A 21391-nucleotide genomic window follows, 5' to 3' on the forward strand; every position below is an offset into this window, starting at 1 on the left:
CTAACAGGTACTTTCTTTACAGAGATCGAGTGGTTATGCTTATCGAAGTATTTGGTTGGTCTAATGCAGCTTTGACCGCCAGCTTTTTGTAGTAAAAGACATACGAGCCAGCACCAACCAGCATGGGTGTCCAGTCGCCGGGGGCTTTGTCGGGATTAGTTGTTATTTTGGTAAATAGATACAGAATAGCAAAATTTTCGTCGGGGTAAATCCAATCCTATGTTAATTATAAATCATATAGTTAAAACTCTATTTAATTTATATAACATTTGCCTTGAATCTAGCCATTACTTGTTGCTCTCAATTAGGGACGGATAAGGAAGAACTGGCATTAAATAGTTTTCTCCCCTCAAAAACTCATCGCTATTCCTGTCAAAAGACTGCATGGGCAATCTGTTATATACTGCTTGGTCTTTTGCTTTAAATGGCTGAATATTATCTGATTGACGATGGGTAACAACGAAATCAATTCGAGATTCGAACGAGGAAATAGTTGCTACGTCTGTGAAGTTATTCGTAATGCTGCCACTTTGAAAAGACCAACGATCGCCAAATTTAGTATAAGTGGCTGTATAGGAGCGCCCTTTCAAATTGGTTGAATATACCTGAGCGTTACTGCTCCTATTTATTAAGTTAAGGCCTTGCTCTGTTAACCTATATTCACTTCTAATTATCGCCAGGCCGTTAGTCGTTAAGAATAGCTTACCTGCAAAAAATCCACTACTTACCTGGTGAGAACGGGGATTAAAATCAATAATATAGACAGGCTGATCGCCAATTATCGTTTTTCCTACCAGATTAAAGATATAATCTTGATTTAGCTTACCATGGCGAAACAAAAATTCTTGATATTTAACTATATCAAGCATATTACTGGCCCAGGGCCCGGGAGTCAAAACAGGAATCGTAAATGTATATAGTGGCTTTCTGCGACCTTTGACGAAGTGTATCTGATCGTCTTTTTTGGTAAAATAATAAGACGGTTTATAAACATCAATTATCCCTTCTGTGTAGGAGACACAAAAACTAGGCTGTAACTTTTCAATAATCTCTCGGTAAAAGCCGTGAAGTAAAGTTGGGCTGTCAGTATAATTTTTTGCAATGAGTGCAATAGCTTTCAAAAGCGTGTCTCTTGCCTGGAAGGAGTGGGCACCGCTAAAATATTGATCAACTGTTGAAACTTGGCTTTCGGAGGGAATAGCGTTAAGTCGAATAATAGAATTGACAGGAGCTAATTCTGTTAAAGGTTGTTGAGCTAGTTGATAATTCAGGGCCCTTAAATAAAGTGTATCCTTCTTCAGGTGTTCAGGTACCTTCAAGATGAAATAACCGTTTTTATTTGTTTCACTACTAATCTGCCCATCAGCCATTGAAAGAGTAATATAAGATAAAGGCTGCTCAGTTTTTGCATCCACAACCTTGCCTTGAAAAACATAATCCGTTTGGGCATATGTACTTGATTGATTTATTAAAAGAAAAATCAATAAGACCAACAGAACAACACTTGCATTCGATTGAGGTTGAATGTCCATTCACGAAAATCGATTTCTTACTTTACTATCTTTATATAAAGTTACAAAACCGCTCGTGAATACATGCAAATTAGCTCTATAGCCACGGTTTGCATGTATTCACGAGCGGTTTGCGAATCTGGCAGGTACTTTCTTTCTTTACAGAGATCGAATAGGTGTGTTTACCGAAGCATTTGGTTGGTCTAATGCAGCTTTGGCTGCCAGCTTTTTATGATAAAAGACATACGAGCCAGCGCCAACAAGAATGATAACCAGCATGGGTAGCCAGTCGCTGGGGGCTTTGCCGATGCTGTAGACGGAATAGGTTGCGCCCAGCAAATCGAAAAATAAGCCCGCATACGCCCACTCCTTAATGCGTGGATATCCCGGAATCAGTATGGCAAATACACCCAGCAGTTTGGCAATGCCCATAAATGGAATCAGATAGGTTGGATACCCCATTTCCCTGAATCCCTGAACCGCCATCGGAACAACCATAATATCGGGTATGGCCGATCCCAGCATAGCGAAAGCAAATAGACCCGTGAAGATCCAGTACCAGACGTTTATCTTTTTCATGGTTTCATTGGTAGGGGTTACAGACTAATTTTTGCCGTAATAAATCAAGCAGTTAGTGAACGAACAGAACAAATTTACCGCTCTTAACGAACATTAATGAGGTATAAACAAGGCAATATACGGGGTGATTTACGACATTTTCCAGAGACATGTATAGACACGGCCGGGCAAAAAATACCCGTACCCGCTTACCTATAGGCAATAAGCGGGTACGGTACAAGGCAACTACTATGAAAAACTAACCAGACTACTTACCAGATGGCTAACTCTTATCGTCAGTATAATTTAGATATGAATTAAGGAAAGCACAAGAACAGTATAAGCACGGTAAAAAAACAAAAACAGCTATCTGGTAACTACCTTAAAATGAACAGTATAAACACTAAACCTACTTATGACAAATCGCTTAATTTGATATGATCCACATACATCATTAACCGGTCTGAACAGCCAGCCCCATCGGTAAACGAACCTACGTAATAGGGCTCCCACTGTGCTCCTTCGCCCCGGCCAGCAGGCCAGCTATAATAAATCTCAACAAAGTGGTCGCCCCAGTAATAGAGCCTGAAAAGATGGCCCATACTTAGTCGTTCTGCCACAAAACGCCCTTTAATTGGGATTAGTACGACTTTTTCTGGGATAGAAAATTGGTTGAACTGAGACATGTTCATCACGACAAAATGTTAAAAGGTTAAAACTTGTTACATGTACGGATAATAGGGTATCGTCTGACCAAATCACGAACCGATTCAGTCTGTTGAAAACTTTTAAATGCCAGTGTTTCTGTCAGGTAGATAATGCCTGCTGAGTGAATAGCCAGGCGGTATTGGCTTCGTATTAGTTTCGGTAATTATTTTTATAAAAAAGCTGTACCAGTGCCAGTATTATATTGTCTTTATGGGGTATCTGTAACGATGGATTATCATTAAACGGAATCAGCTTTTTCAAGTGGTCAAACTGAATCGTTGTTGACGTTTTATACCCCATAAACCAATCCGGGAAATACCTTTTTTTGACTGGATTGGCGTACAGCTGAATCAAGTGCTTGTGTCGACTATCCCGGCTAATGGTTTCATAAGCATTTTTCACGTTTTCTTCCTTCCCTTCCAATACCTCAATGACACTACCATTGAAGTATAGTAAAACACCGGTAATGCCCAACGCCCGATTGTTTTTTTTGCTTTCATGCATGATATGGAGCAACTCGTCATTGTGCACTAGAAACGAACTGAGGTAAACAATGCAATAGTCCATCAGGCTGCTTTATCGGGTGATTGATAGACCAAAAATATCGCCACCCCTGCCATGTTAACGTGATGGCCATCAGACAATAGTATGACTAGCGTCATATATAATCAAGCCAAACACAATATGTATGTGCCTGTAACGAATGTATTTATACGTAAAACAAGATTAAATTCTTCAAATAGATAAAAATTAAAGCTCTTTGCTCTATAATTAATTTATCCTTTGGTCACTTAAAGTTATTTTATTTATAATAGTAACAACCTAATCGTTGATTTCTAAACACATTGACAAATTTTTATAAACTTATCGTTTCATCATTTACTAATCTTAAACTCCAACTAGTCAAGCTGTCCGGATGCTTCCTTGTTCTCACACATGTTTTAGTACTCAAGCTGCTTTTCGTTATTGATCAACAGTTTGCCTGGAATCCTCCATTACTGCCGGGGTTACTCGAATGACAATCGACTTTGAGGTGGGCGTGTTGCTTTTTTCGGCTATCGAATCAATGGGCACCAGCACGTTTGTTTCGGGGAAGTAGGCAGCCGCACAACCGACCGGAATATCGTACGGAACGATAATGAATTTATGAGCCGTACGCTGTTTTCCGTTGTAGTGACTGTGCAGATCCACGACCTGTTTTTCTTTAAAGCCCAGATTGGCTACATCGTTCGGGTGCATAAATACCACCCGCCGTTCATTGTAAACACCTCGATAGCGGTCGTCATTTCCATACACGGTTGTATTGAACTGGTCATGACTCCGAATGGTCATCAACAGCAATTCGCCGGTTTCCAGATCGTGATGGTTGGGCGTGTTTAGTGTAAAATGCGCCTTGCCGTCGTTCGTCTTGAACTCCCGAACGCGCGGCCCGTTGGGAATATAAAATCCGCCCGGTTTGCGCACCTGCTCGTTGTAGTTGTCGAAACCCGGTATTGTCTGTTCGATAAGGTCGCGGATGCGATCGTACTTGGCAACAAGACTATCCCAATCTACACGATCAGCTTTGACACCCAGGGTTACTTTTGCTAGTCCACCAATAATTGCAATTTCGCTTTTCAGGCTGTTAGACACGGAGTCTACAACCCCATGCGACTGGGCGACAACACCCGTGGTACTCTCACAACTCACAAACTGAACGCCGGTGGCTTGTATGTCGCGGTCGGTGCGACCCAGGCAGGGCAGAATCAGCGCCGTTTCGCCATGATGCAGATGGCTTCGGTTTAGCTTGGTCGATACATGTACCGTTAGTTTACAATTCTTCAGCGCATCGGCGGTATAATTTGTATCCGAAACGGCCATAGCAAAATTACCACCCAGGCCAAAAAACACCTTTGCCTTTCCCTCATGCATGGCCTTTACGGCGGCCACTGCGTCAAACCCATGGTTGCGGGGTGGCTCGAAGTTGAACACTTTTTTAAGGGAATCAAGAAACTCCGGTTTAGGTTTTTCCCAGACACCCATCGTACGATCGCCCTGTACGTTGCTGTGCCCGCGAATAGGACTGGCTCCTCCCCCTTCAATGCCAATACTGCCTTTGAGCAAGAGTAAATTAATAACCTCATTGATCGTTTCGACAGAATTGCGGTGCTGGGTCAGGCCCATTGCCCAGCAAATAATCAACTTGGGCGTAAATTTGAACAAATCGACCGCTTCCCGAATCTGAGCAACCGTCAGGCCGCATTGAGCCGCCAGGTCGTTTAGTTCAAACTGATCCAGACTTTTTACAAATGCGTCATAGCCGGATGTGTATTGCTGAATGAACGACTGATCCAGCACCTTGCCGGGGTTCTTGGTCTCCTCTTCCAGCAGTATTTTGCACATGGCTTTCACAAGCGCGAGATCGGAGTTGATGCGCACCTGCAAAAATACATCCGTCATTTTCTGAGCCCCGAACAGCATATCGCGAGGACTTTGGGGGTCCCTAAAGGCCAGTAGGCCCGCTTCATGCAACGGATTTACGGCAATGATCTTGGCCCCATTCCGTTTAGCTTCTTCTAAAGGCGTTAACATGCGGGGGGAGTTGGTACCGGGATTCTGCCCCATAATCATGATCACATCGGCCTTTTCATAGTCTTCATATTTGACCGATGCCTTTCCCAACCCAATCGATTCAGCAAGGGCCACGCTGGTCGATTCGTGGCACATATTCGAACAGTCGGGCATGTTGTTTGTGCCAAACATCCGGACGAATAACTGATACAGGAAAGCGGCTTCGTTGCTAGTTCGGCCAGAGGTATAAAAAATGGCTTCGTCGGGCGAATCCAGCGCGTTGAGCTGGTTGGCAATAAGCTGAAAGGCATCGTCCCACGAAATAGGCTCATAATGTATCTCGCCGGGTTTCAGGATCAGCGGCTGCGTGAGTCGCCCCTGCTGACTCAGCCATAGATCAGGCTTCTGGAGCAACTCATTTACCGAATAGCGTTGGAACAAAACCGGTGATGCGGTATGACTGGTCATTACTTCATCGGCAACAGCTTTGGCTCCGCTTTCGCAGTATTCAGCAATTCGGGAGCGGTGGCCATCCGGGTCAGGCCAGGCACAGGAGGGACAGTCGAATCCATCCTTCTGATTCATATTGATCAGTGCTTTCCAACCGCGAGCGGCATCTGTCCCCTGAAGAACTTGCTTAAACGATTTAAGGATAGCGGGCAAGCCAGCAGCTTCTGTATAAGGTTCGTCGACTTCGAGTTTGCCGGTCAGTTGTTCCGGGGGCGTATTCTGGTTCATAGGCAGGCAAAAACAGGTTCCGGCTGTTTCATTTAACTCGACGTTATCGTTATAAAGAAACAGCCGGAACCTGTTTCGGTCTTGTCATCTGCCCACCAGCCCAATAGCAATTGAATGTTTCCGGGCGTCGGCACTATGAACGAAGTAGCAGGAAGCAACTCCCTGTTCCTCTATTTGTGCCATTAAACTCTGCGTTCGGACTTTATGTTCGATGTGAATTTGCCGTATATATACACACCGGATTTGTTGAGAATATTGCCGGACAATAGACTCATAAATGATCGGATCTTCCTGCGAATCGTCGCCAAGCAAAATAAACTGACGAGTTGGGTAGGTGTCAATAATCTGCACAATCCGGTCGAACTTCGTATGGTGCTTCCCTTTGCCCGTTTTCAGCACTTGCGACAATCGCTTAAGTTTGCTCAGGCGGTATACGCCATCGGGAAGCCCATTTTTTTGCGAGAACTCCAGAATGTAATCATACAGATTCCATTCACTACTCGACACGTAGAAAAACGGATTGGACACATGCAACCCATTATCGGCTTCGGCAAGCATTTTATAATGCGCAACAACGCCGTCGAAGGGCATGCGGCTGTGGGCGTTTTCGGTCAGTAAAACCAGGAGTCGTTTCGTAATCGTGGCCGAATGTGAAACCAGGAAAGTATCATCAATATCTGATATACACATGTACCGCGTTGGGTGTGGTATCAGCACATGGCCTTCGCCCTCAGCCAATACCGCTTCGGGTGTAAGGGTTTGCGATATAAGTTGAACAAGCACCCGATGCCATCCGGGCGACAATGAGCTAGCCAGCGGCAATTCGACCTGAAAACATCCATCGTTATCAGCAAGAACCTCCATCACCTGCTCTCCATACCGTACCCGAACCAACGCTTTTGCATAAGGGCGCACCAAAAACAGGCGAATGACAGCCAGCAGATTGACAAAATCAATATCCCGGTATTTTCGCCGGGGCAGGGCACTCCGGCGAAAAACATGCCCATACACTTTTAGGTGTTCATCGTTCCCAAAACCACGATAAACTTTCACCACTGGCCTGTCTGTCAGTCGCAGGAATTTCAAAAAATAGAACTTCACCTTAGCCTTCAGGCTTATTTTTCGCTCATCGGGAAAAGGGGGTTGACCAAACTCCTTCATATTACTTGAAACTTACCTTTTGATTCGTAGTTAGTAAGATATTCGTTGTTTTTGGTGCTCAGACAGTGTTAGTTAATAGCATTGCTAATGTCTTTGCCGACAAACGCTTACTCGGTACCTATTAACCTGTAATTCACTCATAAGTTGATATTTTTATTTGCAATTAACCCAGTTTCGGGTGGCAATGATAAAACTAGTTGGGAAGAGGGTATCCGCAATCACTTTGCAGACACACCTCATGTCATTCATCTGTTCCACCTCAACGGCAAAACAGATGATACTACGATTCGGCAGCAAATTGAGGAACACAAACCCGACCGTGTAGTGGCTGTTGGGGGCGACGGAACGATTAAACTCGTGGCAACTGCCCTCCTGAACACAACTATTCCACTTGGTGTATTACCGGCAGGTTCGGCCAATGGCATGGCTCGCGAACTGGGTATCCCCCCCGACGTGGAAGGCAGTCTGGCTTTGCTGACCGATGGCGTTCCCAGAGCAACAGACATTATCTCCATCAATGAGGGGGACATTTGTTTACATCTGAGCGATATAGGACTTAATGCGCAACTGGTCAGGTATTATGAGCGAAATAATTTGCGGGGCAAGTTAGGCTACCTGCGGGGGGTCGTGAAAGTGCTACATAAACGGCGATTAATGCGTATATCAATTACTGTAGGCGATGAGTGCGTACAGCGTGTTGCGTTTATGGTTGTGCTGGCAAATGCCCGGATGTATGGCACAGGGGCCGTTATTAATCCCGAGGGAAACCCTTTCGATGGCCAATTCGAAGTCGTGATTTTCAGGCGCTTATCTTTTTGGGAAATCATTAAACTTTTCTGGCGGTACCGACCCTTTGACCCCCGGAAAATTGAAATTTATCCGGCTACATCCGTAACAATTGAGACGCACCGCCGAGCCTATTTTCAGGTAGATGGCGAATATCGTGGACGGATTACAACCTTGAAAGCCGAGGTCAAGCCAGGGGCGGTACAAATCCTGGTTCCTGAGGAAAAGTGATATGTTTCCTCATAACCAGGCAACTCCGTTCCAACGGTAACAGGTTCTCAAGGGTGCGCCAACTGCCTCAATCTCAAATACTGCAATAGCATGATCGTTTTGCCGTCCATAATTTCGCCCCGGTCAATCATCGCCATTGCCTGACGAACAGACAGTTCCAGGATGTCAATTTCTTCTTCGTCGATACCGCCCCCGACATGGCGTTCGGTATCTGCGGAGTATTCGGCTACATAGAAAAATAACTTTTCTGTAACCGAGCCGGGACTCATATACGCTTCCATTACTTTTTCTACCGATTGAATCCGGTAGCCGGTTTCCTCTTCCGTTTCCCGCCGAATGGCATCATCGGGGTCTTCGTCATCCAGCAGACCCGCGCAGGTTTCGATCAACATACCCGTTGGATTCCCATTCACAAAAGTGGGCAGGCGAAATTGTCTTGTCAGGATAACTGTATCTGTTTTAGGATTGTGCAGCAAAATCGTTGCGCCGTTTCCTCGGTCGTAAGCTTCACGTTGCTGGCTCGTCCATTCGCCATTTTTACCCAGATAGTTGAACGTAAACCGCTTGAGGACGTACCAATTGTTCGACAGTAATTTCTCTTCCGTTATTTCTACACGTTCGGTATATTCAGAAAACATTTGTTCGATATTGTTTAAATTTGTTTATTTTTGAGCAAAAGAACTTAATTCTCATGAATTTCCAACACAGGAAGCAGATTATTTTACAAACGGTCGATGAGCAGGGTTCTGTTGACGTGCATGAACTTGCCGAAATTCTACAAACATCAGAGATGACCGTCCGGCGCGATTTAGTACAACTGGCCGCTTCTGGGTTACTTTTCCGGACGCGCGGTGGCGCCATGAAAGTGAGCCTGGCAACCGACCAATTCCGGTTTGAAAACAAAGCAGCTGTCAATGCCGAACGAAAGGATTACATCTGCCAACTGGCCGCCCAGGAGATTCAGGAAGGCGACATTATTTTTATGGACTGCGGCAGTACCTTGTTTAGACTGTGTCAGTTCATCCGCAACAAGCGCATAACCGTTATCACGAACTCGCTGCCGGTGGTAGCTGAGTTGATGTCGTCTGAGGTAACTGTCAATTTGGTGGGTGGCGAAGTTGATAAAGAACGACAGGCGATTCACGGTTTAATGGCCGAAGAACACATAGCCCGCTACCGGGCCAACCGGGCGTTTATGGGTGTTGATGGTATTTCTCTTGAACACGGCCTGAGTGCAAACAGCGAAAAGGAAGCTAGTATAGCTATGGCCATTGCCCTTCAAACAGATAAAGTTTACCTTCTCTGCGATTCCTCGAAATTAGAAACCAACAAATACCTCTATTTTGCGCCCCTAAGCCTGTTTGATATATTAATTACCGATAAAGAAGCCAAGCCGGATGTAATAGCGGCTTATCGACAGGCGGGTATCACGCTGATTAATTAACCCATGTACCAAATCTGGATTGATACCGGTGGCACCTTTACGGATGGCCTTGCCCAATACCCTGATGGCACCATAAACCGCGCCAAAGTTCTGAGCAGTAGCCGACTGCGTGGACAGTTGATAAATGGAAAACTCATTGCTCCCTGGCTTAGTGCCCCCATTTTCGATGGCTATCAACTCCGTGTCATCGGCACGGGAGAGACATATCTAATCACTTCACTAGGTTCAGATGGCATCCTCACGCTCGACCGGCCTTACACAACCAACACCGATACTGTTACAGTCGAGCTATTTACTGGCGAAGAAGCGCCTGTTTTAGCCACTCGCCTGTTAACGAAAACGCCCTTAAACCAGCCATTTCCACCTTTAGAAATGCGACTTGGCACCACTAAAGGCACTAACGCCCTACTCGAACGAAAAGGCGGTTGTGTGGCCTTACTCGTAACAAAAGGCTTTAAAGACTTACTCAAAATCGGGACACAGCAACGACCCGATCTTTTTCAATTAGCCATTCCCCCCGCCGAAGTCCTCTATGATTCCGTTCTGGAAGTCGATGAGCGGATGGCAGCCGATGGTCAGATTTTGAAACCGCTATCAGACCAAACCCTAACGAACCTGGTTGAGCAACTTCAGCAAAGCAAGCCCGATGCCGTAGCCATTTCGCTCCTGAACGCGTACAGAAACCCGGCGCATGAACGGAAGTTATATGCGGCTCTACACGCAGCCGGGTTTGCCTATATTACCCTCTCAACCAGCGTATCGACAGCACCGCAGTATGTGTCGCGCACGCAAACCGCAGTAGTCGATGCTTACCTGACACCCGTTATGCGGTTGTATCTGGACAATGTGCAGCAGCAACTTGGGGGCAGTCCCGTACGCGTCATGACCAGTTCGGGCGGACTGGTTCGGGCGGATCTGTTCCAACCGAAAGACAGCTTATTAAGCGGTCCGGCAGGGGGCGTAATTGGCGCAGTCACTGTATCCGACAGCATCTTGCTGTCGCCGTTAGCTACCACCGACAACAAGATGCTGTCGGATACATCAGGCATCTTAACCCTCGATATGGGCGGCACCAGTACTGATGTTGCTAGAATCCACGGCGGTGGGCTAGATTACCGTTTCTCTACGAAAATTGGCCCCTTCGATTTGCAACTCCCATCACTCGCCATTGAAACCGTTGCGGCCGGGGGTGGGTCGATCTGCTGGTTCGATGGCAAGCAATTACGGGTTGGTCCGCACAGTGCGGGGGCAAGTCCGGGCCCGGCCTGTTATGGCGCTAAAAATACCGCCACTGGCAAACCACGGTTAACCATCACCGACGTCAATTTGCTGCTGGGCAAACTTCACCCGAAACAGTTTGGCATTCCTATTTTCCCAAAGGAAGCCAAGACAGCTTTGACGGAAATCGTAACGCAAATCGAATCGACAGGTGCGATTGCTTCACCAATTGACGTGTTGCGCGGCTTCGAGCATATCGCCAACGAGATTATGGCGGGGGCAATCCGGAAAATTTCGGTAGCGCGTGGGTTCGATCCAAAGGAATATACCCTGCTTGTCTTTGGTGGTGCCGGTGGTCTGCATGGATGCGCCATTGCCCGATTGCTGGGCATGGAACGGCTCTTGCTGCCCTTCGATGGCGGGTTGTTAAGTGCGTATGGCATCGGCCAGGCGCAAATTGAGCGGATGGCCGCCCAAACAATTTTACAGCCTTTATCGGTAATTGACGGTAAACTTGCCGATATACGCCAAACTTTAATAGACTCGGCCACCACAAATCTTCGGCAGGATGTTGACGAAGGCATTTCCATCAAGACCAAATCCGTCTCTGTATTTCTGCGCCTGTCGGGTCAGGAAGCGACTATTGATGTGCCGTTTAGTAATCGGTTAGCGGAGGATTTCGAGCAAACGTACAAACACCTCTACGGTCATTTTCCCAGCGATGCCAATGGTCAACCGCGTTCTATCGAGGTTGAAAGTATACGCGTGCTGGTGAGTACATTTTCCGACGAATTGCCCCTAAGTGATTCACCAGTAAGCCACCGACACGCGGTACCCGCATTTGAAACAGATGCTTATCCGGTTTACGACTGGACACAAATGCAGGAAGGCGATACCTTTCGTGGCCCCGCTTTACTCCTGAATACAACCTCGTCGGCCTTCATTGAACCCGGCTGGCGGCTGGTCGTACAGGCGAACAAAAACGCTCTGGTGGATTATATTGCTGATATCGAGGAAGTGGGCGAAACGCAGGCGAACGAGGTCATTCAACTCGAACTATTCACGCAGCGATTCCGGGCTATTGCTGAGGAGATGGGTGCTCAGTTACAACGCACCGCCTTTTCGGTGAATGTGAAAGAGCGGCTCGATTTCTCCTGTGCGCTGCTCGATGCCAACGCCGAGCTGGTCGCCAATGCACCCCACATCCCCGTCCATCTTGGTAGTCTGGGCGTTTGTGCACGGCTGGTTCTGGCTAAAATAGCCATCGGGCCGGGTGACGTCGTGATCACCAATCACCCGAAATATGGGGGTTCTCATTTACCGGACGTGACCTTGCTTAGCGGTGTTTTTACGAAAGAAGAAATGGGTAAAGATCCCCAGTTGATCGGCTATGTCATCAACCGGGCACACCACGCCGAAATTGGCGGTAAAGTGCCAGGATCAATGCCCCCCGACGCCGTTTCGCTTGTGGAAGAAGGCGTCGTACTGGAACCGATGTATGTCGTAAAAGCTGGTGAATTTTTATGGAAAAGTACGGAAAACAACGTTGGGCTATCCACTTATTTCACCGATGCCCCCTACCCGACCCGCGCTCTGGTCGAAAACCAGGCCGATATTGAGGCTGCGCTGGCATCGCTAAAAGCAGGCGAAACTGCCCTTCGTTCACTCGCTCGTCAACATGGTTTATCAACCGTGAAGCATTACATGGCGAGGTTGCAGCAGTCAGCCAATGAGGCCATTCTATCGGTATTGAAACCGCTCAACGGCCAAACGTTTTCTGCTGAAGAATCCCTTGACGATGGTCATACGATTCGCGTAAACCTTTCGATTTCAAATAGCCGATTGACGATTGATTTTTCGGGAACGTCGGGCGTTCATCCCAATAATTTAAACGCAAACGTGTCGATTCTCTATAGTGCGGTGCTGTATGTGCTTCGGCTCTGGTGCGGAAAAGAAATTCCTCTGAATGAGGGCCTAATGGCTCCTGTTGATCTGATTTTACCCGAATCGTCCTTCCTAAACCCAATTTTCCCGGAGGACACGTCTGCCTGCCCGGCTGTTGTGGGAGGCAATACGGAAGTGAGTCAGCGGCTGGTCGATACCTTGTTGAAAGCACTCGGGCTGGCAGCCTGTAGCCAGGGAACGATGAATAATTTTCTGTTCGGCAGATCGGCCGTGAATTCAACGAGCTTCGGTTATTACGAAACAATAGGCGGTGGTGCAGGGGCAACAATGGGTGCCAATGGCCGCTCGGCAGTGCATCAGCACATGACCAATACGAAACTCACTGACCCCGAAGAATTGGAACGTCGCTACCCGGTGCGGCTGCATGAGTTCAGCATCCGCAGTGGTTCTGGCGGAGCCGGACAGTGGCGCGGGGGTGATGGCATTGTGCGCGAAATAGAGTTTCTGGAGCCAGTTCAGGCCACACTTCTCAGTCAGCACCGGGTGGTTGCTCCCTATGGGCTGGATGGTGGTGAGCCGGGAGCAGTGGGTCAGCAAACCTTGGTTCATGTTGATGGTCATGAAGAAACGCTACCCGGTATTTTCACCAGAGCCATGCAAACAGGCGAACGCATCCGAATAGAAACGCCGGGGGGTGGGGGTGCTGGCAAACTAGCGTAGCGTGGACGTCTCGTCCGCACAGCCGTAGGCTAAATTAAGATTACTTTTTTAGCCTTCAGCTGTGCAGACGAAACGTCCAACGCTACGACCGACCATCCAAGCACGAGCACCGCGTATTTATAAGTCCATTAGTTATAACTAATTTTTTATCCATACTCACATGAAAGTACTTTTTAAACTACATAAGATTCTCACTGTCTGTCTTTTTTTGACGTTCACTACCATTTCGCTTGGCCAAACACAGTCAGCAATGAACAGTGCTCAGGCGCAGACATTTCAACAGGCTGATAAAGCCTTCAATGTAGTTTATCAGAAGATTTTGAAGCAATACAGCACAGATAAGGAATTCATAAAAAACTTAAAAACAGCGCAACGAATCTGGGTTCAGTTTCGGGATGCCGACGTAAAAATGAAGTACTCCGACCGACCGACCGGGTATTATGGCAGTATGCAGTCCTTTTGTGAGTCAAGCTACCGTACCGAACTCACCCAACAGCGAACCAAAACGTTAACCATCTGGCTAACGGGTATTGAGGAGGGTGACACCTGTGCAGGATCCGTAAAAACGAAGGACTAAGTAATCACGCAAATTTAACTTTCATTTATTAACTTGCAGTATGAGCCGACCAAAACGCTGCATCTCCTTGTCTGACACCGAGAAACTTACTTTACAGGAAGCCATCAAAAACCACCCTAAGTACGAGTTTAGACGGGCTTGTCAAGCATTACTTTGGAGTCATAAAGGCTTCTCGGCCAAAGAGGTAGCAGGCCACACCGAAGTCTCCCAGCATTCGGTTGGCAAGTGGCTTTCTGCCTGGCAAGAACTGGGTTTGGTCGGGCTCATGCGCCAAAAAGGGCAAGGCAGAAAACCCATTCTGAACTTGACCAACAGCCTTCATCAGCAAGCCTTGAGTCGAGCCGTTACGGCTCATTATCAGGATGCCGAGCGGATTAAAGCCGATCTACAAACGGCTTTAGGCCAGTCCATGAGCCGTGATACAGTGAAACGATTTCTAAAAAAAATGACTACCACTGGCGACGCATCCGACGTACAACCAAACCCAAACAAAATGCCCAAGCTTATGCTGATGGGCTAAGTCGGTGGCAAATGCTCCTAACCCTGTGGGTGTGTGGACTGATCGAGCTATACTTTGCGGACGAAACGGGCATTACTCTTCAACCCTATGTACCTTACGGTTGGCAAAAGAAGGGGCATCAGGTGCAGATTATGTGCCGTACAAAGAGTAAGCGCCTGAATCTGTTTGGCTTGATGCGACTAGACAATCATTTGACGGTGTATTATTGGATAATGGTCCAATTCATCGCTGTCAGGCTGTTTACGACCAACAGGCCAACTGGGAAGAGCAGGACATGTACCTATTCTTTTTGCCGACTTACAGTCCGCACCTGAATCCGATCGAAATTCTGTGGCGGTTCCTAAAGTATCGGTGGTTGCAGAAGCTCCATTACAGTTCATGGAGTCGTCTGAAAAAGGCCGTTTTTGCTATCATTCGTTTATTTGGTCAAGAATATCGGATCTGTTTTGACGGGTTAGTGAATCGAAATAAAGTGAAGTTTAATTCTGCGTGATTACTTAATTACTTACCTACAGCAATTAAAGATCAAACGTACATTCTAAAATTTAATGATAATCTAGTGTTTACTAATACTGACGCGCGTATGCCTGTGAGTATGTTATCTTCAAAAAGACAATCACTTAATCAAAAGGAGTGGCTTCCGCGAGCGATTGAGCTTAAAGCGACTGGTATGGCCCTAATACCAATTTCTAAACAATTAATAGATGAAGGACATACTAATTGTGGTAAGTCAATTGTGGGTATAGAGTTGAGTAAGCATTACGCCACGCAGCAAGACAAGGGGAATAAACCTTTGTTTACGATTGATGACATAGACTTTGATGCGCTCAATGAATATAATGAGGACGATGAGGACTTCGAGGATATACACGCCTTCTTAGCTACCAAAGATCAATAGATTTTCTAGTTTAATTTTTGTCCATCCATCCATACATGCTATAGATATGGATGGAAACTTGATTGCTTACCAAAAGATGTATATGCAATCACAAAAGAGAAATAATAGCTAATGATAAGTATCGCATAACTTATGTTGACTATAAAATAAGTATAAAATATTCTTGCATATTTCATATATTTTTCGTAACTTTATAATAGTTATGAACATTAGTAAATCAATTTGTATTCCTATTAATTTGGACTTAAAGGAACTTATATTACAAAATCCTCCCCGTTTCAGTTATAGTATTGACACCTTTAAATACATCATAGATCTAATTTTAGAGCTTCCTTCATGGAACAATGAATTATTTGAAACAAATGAAATACCATACGTACCAATACATGCAATCACTCTTCAGAAAACAGTTTGGAATTATGACGAGTATTTTCGTTATCTATTAAATACCGGAATCTTAGAGTGTGATAACTACTATTTGCCTAAGGTTAAGTCAAAAGGTTATCGTCTTACATCCGTTTATCGTACTAAACTGAAGGAGGAACGTATCACAGCACCTAAACTTCTCAGTCGAATCAAACAAATCACCAAGCAGCGAAACGCTAATGCATTTGAACTGTATCCAAATCTTACAGGCTGGTTTGAAGGTTTGGAAATTAATGCTACTGCGGCAGTTCAATATTTAGAAGGCTTATATATACAGGATGTTGAGAGTGATAGAGGATCAACCGAAATGGCTAATATTCGATATGCAGCTAGGAATAGTATGGTTAGTCGAATTTCTAATAAGAATTTTCTTTACGCAGTAGACAATTGTGGCCATCGCTTTCACACATGCCTTACCAATCTGAAGAGTGAATTAAGGTCTTATTTGTCCTATAAAGGACATCCATTAGTGTCAATAGATATTAGTAACTCTCAACCCTATTTAGCAGGGTCTTTATTGAATCATCATTTTTATGAACCAGTTGCGGATGATTGTAGAATCAATTTGTTCAATCTTCCTTCAAACCTAATAAAGGAGATAAACCCATTAATACGAATAATAAAGCAATTTAATTTATCTTCTTCTTTTACTTCTCTATGTTCTGGGGGTGGCCCCTTCCCTATGCTAGTGAAATCAACAGATGATAAGCAAATACCAGACATTTTATTATACCTAGATTTAGTTCAATCAGGGAAGTTTTATGAATACATGCAGGAGCTTACCAAACGCTCACAAAGTCAAGATAAAAGTAAATTATCAAGAAAAGAGATCAAGGAAATGTGTATGACAGTATTTTTTGCTAATCCTAATGATCAGAATAAGTACTTCAAGCTGCAACGTGATTCATTCAGCTCATTGTTTCCAACTGTATATAATATTTTCAATATAATAAAGTCTCGTCAATACAATACGCTAGCTATTTTATTACAAAGTATTGAATCCGAATTAGTTTTGAATAAAATTTGTACTCGAATAACGAATGAGCGACCCGATCTACCCATATTTACAATTCACGATTCTATTTGCACAACAATTGGTAATGAAGGATACATTGAAGCAATCATGAATGAGGAGCTATATAATGCAGTTGGAATGAAACCACATTTTAAGAAAGAATATTGGGTCAATAATATAATATCATAGCATGCTGTGATAGCATTTAAAGCTATCACAGCATGCTATGTCAATAAAATGCATATATTTGCTCAACAACAACATATAGTGTCTTAAATGCCCTAAAAACGACTTATAACAATATATCATATTATTAGCGTTGAGCTTTTCATCCTGCCAGCCGAAACCTGAGAAATTTCAAACAGAGCAGGGAAGCGAAGTCTCAACGTCTACGGTCACACGTAGACGTTGCTTCGTTTTGCTTTGTAGGCTTCTCAGGGCCTCGGCTGGCAAACAAGTGACGTTCTACGTGTTTTTCTTTTTTACCATACTAAAAAATGGCTCATATCAACAATATAACATATGAGAAAAAAGCTAAGTCTCTTTGGCAACTTACAGAAAGAATGCGTTCTGTTTTATTTAAGGATGGAGAAGATAAATTTGAAGAGTCACTAGCACCTAATCGTCTTTACAATATAGATATATTCAATAACAGTAAAATAGAACATCATATTGAAAGTGATATATTATTAGCTATTTTAATTTATAAAGTATTAAAGGAAAAAAGTGTATTAAATAGCCAAAAAATAATAGATTTTTACTTTGAAATTCTCTGCAATTCTATAATAGATAATGTAACAATACTAAGTACCACAGCATTTGCAAAAAGTACTATAGCTGCAAGTACTGATATAGATTTAATATTTGCGTTAAATAAAATCAAAGCTAAGGGACGAGTTCTAAAAAAAGATACCCCTACTAATCAGAAAATCGACATATATACACCAGCGATCAAGACACTACGAGATATTGAAGTTTGTAAAAGAATACCCTTAGTTCGAAATGACTTAGCTTCATTTATTAATGAACGCTTAAAGTCATATTCCATAGAATTAAACTCCTTATTTAAAAAATCAGCTTATCCTTTTGTAATTTTTTGTTTTTTATATGAAAATCCACTTTCAGAGGTATATGTAGAAGTTTCGGATTTTTGGCAAGTTCATAAATTAGCTAGAACCATTAAAAATATTCATTCAGTGCTAGAATTAGAAGTACCTGATATTTGTGAGTCATAACTAATAATTAACTAATGAGCATGAATTTATATTTTTTTTATATTGGCTTCTTAGTAATTATTGTTATTCTAAGGTTAGCTTACAACATCTCAAAAGAATCAAATCATAAAAATGATTTGCCGAGATTAAAGCTTCAAACTCCTATTAATACAGCTATAATTGATGAGAATCTAGATTTAGTTATTGGAAAAATGTATGATGTAAAAAAGAACGGAATCTATTTATGGACATTCAGCAAGAAGATTACAGGAGAATGTATTAAATGTATTTCTTTAGTTTTAGTATTTAATACAGAAAAAGTCATTAAAGCTGAGTATGATGCTATACTCGAATTAGGAGGGGTTGGTGATCGTGAAATATTTACCAATATATCAAATCAAGAGTTTAATAAAGATTCGCCCGACATAACTTCTTACAATTTGAATGGAAAAAATGTAAATGCTCGTTTCAGAATAGAAAAAGGCTCGTATCTAGAAATTGATGGTTATATTACCACCTATGGTTTAAGTCTGAATATTATATATAGTGTTGTTGATTATATTCAAGGCGATATTAATAAAACGATGATGTATGAAAATGCAAATTTCGAGTTTATTGAAGTTTAAATTCTACAGTTTTATACAAATAGGCATCAAATCTGATTACAGTCATTAGATTTGATGATTTAAATACTTTTATTTAGTGACTATTACTCCTAAATATCATATACGTATGTTTTAACTCCCTGGTGTTAGAAATACGTCTATTACCCTCTAAGTCTCTTCCACACCGTTTGTTTATAAAAAGCAAAACCAATATCCTAAAAATTACACAGATTGTAAATTTTGCAAAGCTTACAATTTAATTTTTAAGCGCAAATGTCCTAATTATTAAAATAAATTTATTTTAATATCATACCCCTACCTACTAATACTTAAGGCTTTCTTAATCCTATATCCTTTCAATCAGAGAAAAACTGTTTCAACACGCCAATAACCAAAATTAACTTGAATATACTTATACGCTAATTTATGATCAAACTAAACTGTAAAGACTTACATTTCCTTAAATCTCATATAGCTATAGCTTACAAATGTATTAGATATAAAAGCACTAAAATTGATATTAATATAAAAATCTTTATTTATTACTGTCAACATATTGCATAATTGTTGGTATAAGGTCATCAGAAGTTGTTGGCGTGAAAGCAGGGGATTGTGTTAAACAAATGAAATCATAATTGCCAGAACTATGAAAATTATTATATATTATCTGTTTAAAAGGAACGCAAGGCTCTAAATGTAGAGGAACACTTTCTTTGGCCGCCTTTATTAAATCTCCATAGAATATTAGCGTCTTCATTTGAGAAGGACTGTAACTTTTTAACTCTAAAGAGTTACTAGAAAAATCGAAATCTTTAAAGAAGAATCGTGGCAAGTCATTGAACCAGGCTTCATGATTAATATAATTAATAGTTGAAATCCAACGGCACGCAATTGCAAATGAGAGAAAATTACCCGAGGTCAATCGCTTACTTTTACTCCGAATTTTTGGATAGTATCTCTTAAGGAGCGGCTGATTAAGAATATATGAAGATATATGGTAAAAGCTAAAATCTCCATAACCTAAATCTGCATGTGCATCAACGTGATCAATTGAAAATTGAAGTTCGAAGTTATGCTTCTCCTGTAAGGATCTAAGAAAGTAAAATAATTCATCATGATGAGTGAATAAATTACCAGGGATTTTCTCATTAGGGTTTAGCCCACAATTATTTTCCAGGAAATCTTTTACTTGTTTCTTTTCCCATGGAATGAATTTAGTTTTGTTCAACCTTCTTTTACCTTTTAACTTTTTATCTGTAGCCCTTTCATTGATAAAGAAATCAAGGTCAAGATCTAAAATTTTTAATTCTATCATAACTATTTAAAAAAAGGCTAATATGCAAATTTTATAAACGTTACAAAGTATAATTGAAAAACGAATTCAAGAGCAATAATTGTACGATTATTTAAGTAAAAATGTAAATTCTACTTTACAGAAAGTATATTGCGAAATTGGCTTTGAAGATTTGACAAAATAGGAGGTATAACTTCTTGAGTTTTTTTTCTAACCTCATCAAGTAAACCTTTTTTAATTAAAAACTCTGTATTGCCGTAGTTCTTACTGTCAAGGTAATCCCAGTGTACGTCTCTGTAAAGATTACTAAGATTGTCAATATCTACACATATTGATTCACTAAAAAATATTCTGTTATCAGTAAAGAACTCAATAAATGCGTTAAAATCTTTTGTAGCCTTATTTATTCGCTCTTGCTCCTCCTTTTCAGAATCTGATACAACAAACTTCATAAGTGCGGTCATATCATTAAAAGATCGATTTAACCTAGAAATGAGTTTGTACAATTCGGCGATAACCAGACTTTGCTTTTCATAAAGCTTTGAAGTTTTTAAATTGATAAGATTTAGCTCACTTTTATGAGTTTCTAGTAGTCTATTCAAGTTATTCTTATAAACTTCTGTTTTTTCTGCTAATTCATTCCTGTACATTTCAAGCTGTTTATTAAGATCTAATCTATTATTTTCTAAAGATTTACTTAGTTCTAATTTTTTAACCTCAATAGCTTCTCCAAAAAAGTAAACGATGAGCTGTCTACCAAGAAAAATGACAATCAATAATACAACCGCTACAGGTACAGTACTTACTCCTAACTCTGCTAGGAATGGAATCCATCTAAAATCCATTTTAAATATGTTTAATTACAAATATATAACAATTATTAATTCTAGGCCATAAATTTAGAAGCAAAAAAATTGGTTTTGATATCGACTTAATTAGTTACAGTCATTATCTTAAATCCGTTTTCTGTTGGATTTTAACGTAACGAGCTTTTAGTTGGCTTACGCGTCGTCAGGTGAACGAGTAGTAAACATTGCGTATAGCTATAGACTTAAGTAAATCTGATAACTGATAGTCTTTTTTCCAAAAACTGTATGCCTCTAGTCTTATATATGTCTATATAAGACTCCCCGGTTTTAATTACCTCCCTAGCCCTAATTTTTACATTCATCTACCCCCTCTGTTTATTAGGCAGAAAATGAGCTTTTTTAAAATTGCATAGATTGTAAACTTTGCAAAGTTTACAATTAGATGTTTAGTGCACAATCTGCTAGGCTGCTGAAGCTAATTATTTGAATTTCAAGCTCTTATT

Annotated in this window: 18 protein-coding genes and 1 pseudogene; 10 read left to right on the plus strand and 9 right to left on the minus strand. The window is 42.3% G+C overall.

Annotated elements, in window-relative coordinates; all coding sequences use genetic code 11:
• Positions 1-287: 287 nt before the first annotated feature.
• From CWM47_RS02960 to CWM47_RS02985, 6 genes are all read right to left on the minus strand, one after another.
• Positions 288-1532: a carboxypeptidase-like regulatory domain-containing protein gene (locus tag CWM47_RS02960; RefSeq protein ID WP_100986286.1), complete on the minus strand. Its 1245-nt coding sequence runs from the start codon at positions 1530-1532 to the stop codon at positions 288-290.
• A 138-nt stretch (positions 1533-1670) separates the two neighbouring features.
• Entirely contained in the window at positions 1671-2090 is a 420-nt protein-coding gene (locus tag CWM47_RS02965) for a DoxX family protein (RefSeq protein ID WP_100986287.1), read from the minus strand.
• Between the two features lie 392 nt (positions 2091-2482).
• Positions 2483-2761, minus strand: a complete 279-nt coding sequence (locus CWM47_RS02970) for a hypothetical protein (protein ID WP_100986288.1) — start codon at positions 2759-2761, stop codon at positions 2483-2485.
• A gap of 166 nt (positions 2762-2927) precedes the next feature.
• Entirely contained in the window at positions 2928-3344 is a 417-nt protein-coding gene (locus tag CWM47_RS02975) for a BLUF domain-containing protein (protein ID WP_100986289.1), read from the minus strand.
• A gap of 396 nt (positions 3345-3740) precedes the next feature.
• Complete coding sequence (locus CWM47_RS02980) at positions 3741-6065, minus strand: FdhF/YdeP family oxidoreductase (RefSeq protein WP_100986290.1); 2325 nt, start codon at positions 6063-6065, stop codon at positions 3741-3743.
• An 84-nt stretch (positions 6066-6149) separates the two neighbouring features.
• Positions 6150-7226 (minus strand): App1 family protein, encoded by a 1077-nt coding sequence (locus CWM47_RS02985; protein ID WP_100986291.1) that lies wholly within the window; start codon positions 7224-7226, stop codon positions 6150-6152.
• Positions 7227-7370: 144 nt separating this feature from the next.
• On the opposite strand from CWM47_RS02985, the gene CWM47_RS02990 reads away from it, so the two are divergent.
• Positions 7371-8243, plus strand: coding sequence for a diacylglycerol/lipid kinase family protein (locus CWM47_RS02990; RefSeq protein ID WP_100986292.1), 873 nt, complete (start codon positions 7371-7373; stop codon positions 8241-8243).
• Between the two features lie 47 nt (positions 8244-8290).
• On the opposite strand, the gene nudK is transcribed toward CWM47_RS02990, so the two are convergent.
• Complete coding sequence (gene nudK, locus CWM47_RS02995; RefSeq protein ID WP_100986293.1) at positions 8291-8881, minus strand: GDP-mannose pyrophosphatase NudK; 591 nt, start codon at positions 8879-8881, stop codon at positions 8291-8293.
• A 53-nt stretch (positions 8882-8934) separates the two neighbouring features.
• On the opposite strand from nudK, the gene CWM47_RS03000 reads away from it, so the two are divergent.
• The 9 genes and pseudogenes from CWM47_RS03000 (at position 8935) to CWM47_RS03040 (ending at position 18806) form a co-directional block, all read left to right on the plus strand.
• A complete protein-coding gene (locus CWM47_RS03000) occupies positions 8935-9687 on the plus strand; it encodes a DeoR/GlpR family DNA-binding transcription regulator (protein WP_100986294.1) in 753 nt (250 codons plus the stop codon).
• Between the two features lie 3 nt (positions 9688-9690).
• Positions 9691-13530, plus strand: coding sequence for a hydantoinase B/oxoprolinase family protein (locus CWM47_RS03005; RefSeq protein WP_100986295.1), 3840 nt, complete (start codon positions 9691-9693; stop codon positions 13528-13530).
• A gap of 160 nt (positions 13531-13690) precedes the next feature.
• The gene (locus CWM47_RS03010) at positions 13691-14107 is read left to right on the plus strand and encodes a lysozyme inhibitor LprI family protein (protein ID WP_100986296.1); all 417 of its coding nucleotides are present in this window, start codon (positions 13691-13693) and stop codon (positions 14105-14107) included.
• Positions 14108-14147: 40 nt separating this feature from the next.
• Positions 14148-14627: a helix-turn-helix domain-containing protein gene (locus tag CWM47_RS03015; protein ID WP_100986297.1), complete on the plus strand. Its 480-nt coding sequence runs from the start codon at positions 14148-14150 to the stop codon at positions 14625-14627.
• 11 nt (positions 14628-14638) lie between these two features.
• Positions 14639-15120, plus strand: a pseudogene (locus CWM47_RS40160) (transposase).
• A 102-nt stretch (positions 15121-15222) separates the two neighbouring features.
• Positions 15223-15525, plus strand: coding sequence for a hypothetical protein (locus tag CWM47_RS03025; RefSeq protein ID WP_157815886.1), 303 nt, complete (start codon positions 15223-15225; stop codon positions 15523-15525).
• A gap of 202 nt (positions 15526-15727) precedes the next feature.
• Positions 15728-17155, plus strand: coding sequence for a hypothetical protein (locus tag CWM47_RS03030; RefSeq protein ID WP_100986300.1), 1428 nt, complete (start codon positions 15728-15730; stop codon positions 17153-17155).
• 308 nt (positions 17156-17463) lie between these two features.
• Entirely contained in the window at positions 17464-18201 is a 738-nt protein-coding gene (locus CWM47_RS03035) for a hypothetical protein (RefSeq protein WP_100986301.1), read from the plus strand.
• 14 nt (positions 18202-18215) lie between these two features.
• A complete protein-coding gene (locus CWM47_RS03040; RefSeq protein ID WP_100986302.1) occupies positions 18216-18806 on the plus strand; it encodes a hypothetical protein in 591 nt (196 codons plus the stop codon).
• 514 nt (positions 18807-19320) lie between these two features.
• Here CWM47_RS03040 and CWM47_RS03045 read toward each other — a convergent pair.
• On the minus strand, positions 19321-20100 hold the full coding sequence (locus CWM47_RS03045) for a UPF0489 family protein (RefSeq protein WP_100986303.1): 780 nt from the start codon (positions 20098-20100) through the stop codon (positions 19321-19323).
• Positions 20101-20210: 110 nt separating this feature from the next.
• Positions 20211-20924, minus strand: a complete 714-nt coding sequence (locus CWM47_RS03050) for a hypothetical protein (protein WP_100986304.1) — start codon at positions 20922-20924, stop codon at positions 20211-20213.
• Positions 20925-21391 lie beyond the last annotated feature (467 nt).

Source organism: Spirosoma pollinicola, from assembly GCF_002831565.1.
In the GTDB taxonomy this organism is placed as follows: Bacteria; Bacteroidota; Bacteroidia; order Cytophagales; family Spirosomataceae; genus Spirosoma; species Spirosoma pollinicola.

What these genes read in the sequence shown, in the direction of transcription:
- CWM47_RS02985 (WP_100986291.1), bottom strand. Translation starts at nt 7,226, where the DNA reads ATGAAGGAGTTTGGTCAACCCCCTTTTCCCGATGAGCGAAAAATAAGC.
- CWM47_RS03030 (WP_100986300.1), top strand. Translation starts at nt 15,728, where the DNA reads ATGAACATTAGTAAATCAATTTGTATTCCTATTAATTTGGACTTAAAG.
- CWM47_RS03050 (WP_100986304.1), bottom strand. Translation starts at nt 20,924, where the DNA reads ATGGATTTTAGATGGATTCCATTCCTAGCAGAGTTAGGAGTAAGTACT.
- CWM47_RS03005 (WP_100986295.1), top strand. Translation starts at nt 9,691, where the DNA reads ATGTACCAAATCTGGATTGATACCGGTGGCACCTTTACGGATGGCCTT.
- CWM47_RS02965 (WP_100986287.1), bottom strand. Translation starts at nt 2,090, where the DNA reads ATGAAAAAGATAAACGTCTGGTACTGGATCTTCACGGGTCTATTTGCT.
- CWM47_RS03010 (WP_100986296.1), top strand. Translation starts at nt 13,691, where the DNA reads ATGAAAGTACTTTTTAAACTACATAAGATTCTCACTGTCTGTCTTTTT.
- CWM47_RS03045 (WP_100986303.1), bottom strand. Translation starts at nt 20,100, where the DNA reads ATGATAGAATTAAAAATTTTAGATCTTGACCTTGATTTCTTTATCAAT.
- CWM47_RS02970 (WP_100986288.1), bottom strand. Translation starts at nt 2,761, where the DNA reads ATGAACATGTCTCAGTTCAACCAATTTTCTATCCCAGAAAAAGTCGTA.
- CWM47_RS03035 (WP_100986301.1), top strand. Translation starts at nt 17,464, where the DNA reads ATGGCTCATATCAACAATATAACATATGAGAAAAAAGCTAAGTCTCTT.
- CWM47_RS03040 (WP_100986302.1), top strand. Translation starts at nt 18,216, where the DNA reads ATGAGCATGAATTTATATTTTTTTTATATTGGCTTCTTAGTAATTATT.
- CWM47_RS02960 (WP_100986286.1), bottom strand. Translation starts at nt 1,532, where the DNA reads ATGGACATTCAACCTCAATCGAATGCAAGTGTTGTTCTGTTGGTCTTA.
- CWM47_RS03000 (WP_100986294.1), top strand. Translation starts at nt 8,935, where the DNA reads ATGAATTTCCAACACAGGAAGCAGATTATTTTACAAACGGTCGATGAG.
- CWM47_RS03015 (WP_100986297.1), top strand. Translation starts at nt 14,148, where the DNA reads ATGAGCCGACCAAAACGCTGCATCTCCTTGTCTGACACCGAGAAACTT.
- CWM47_RS03025 (WP_157815886.1), top strand. Translation starts at nt 15,223, where the DNA reads ATGTTATCTTCAAAAAGACAATCACTTAATCAAAAGGAGTGGCTTCCG.
- CWM47_RS02980 (WP_100986290.1), bottom strand. Translation starts at nt 6,065, where the DNA reads ATGAACCAGAATACGCCCCCGGAACAACTGACCGGCAAACTCGAAGTC.
- nudK (WP_100986293.1), bottom strand. Translation starts at nt 8,881, where the DNA reads ATGTTTTCTGAATATACCGAACGTGTAGAAATAACGGAAGAGAAATTA.
- CWM47_RS02975 (WP_100986289.1), bottom strand. Translation starts at nt 3,344, where the DNA reads ATGGACTATTGCATTGTTTACCTCAGTTCGTTTCTAGTGCACAATGAC.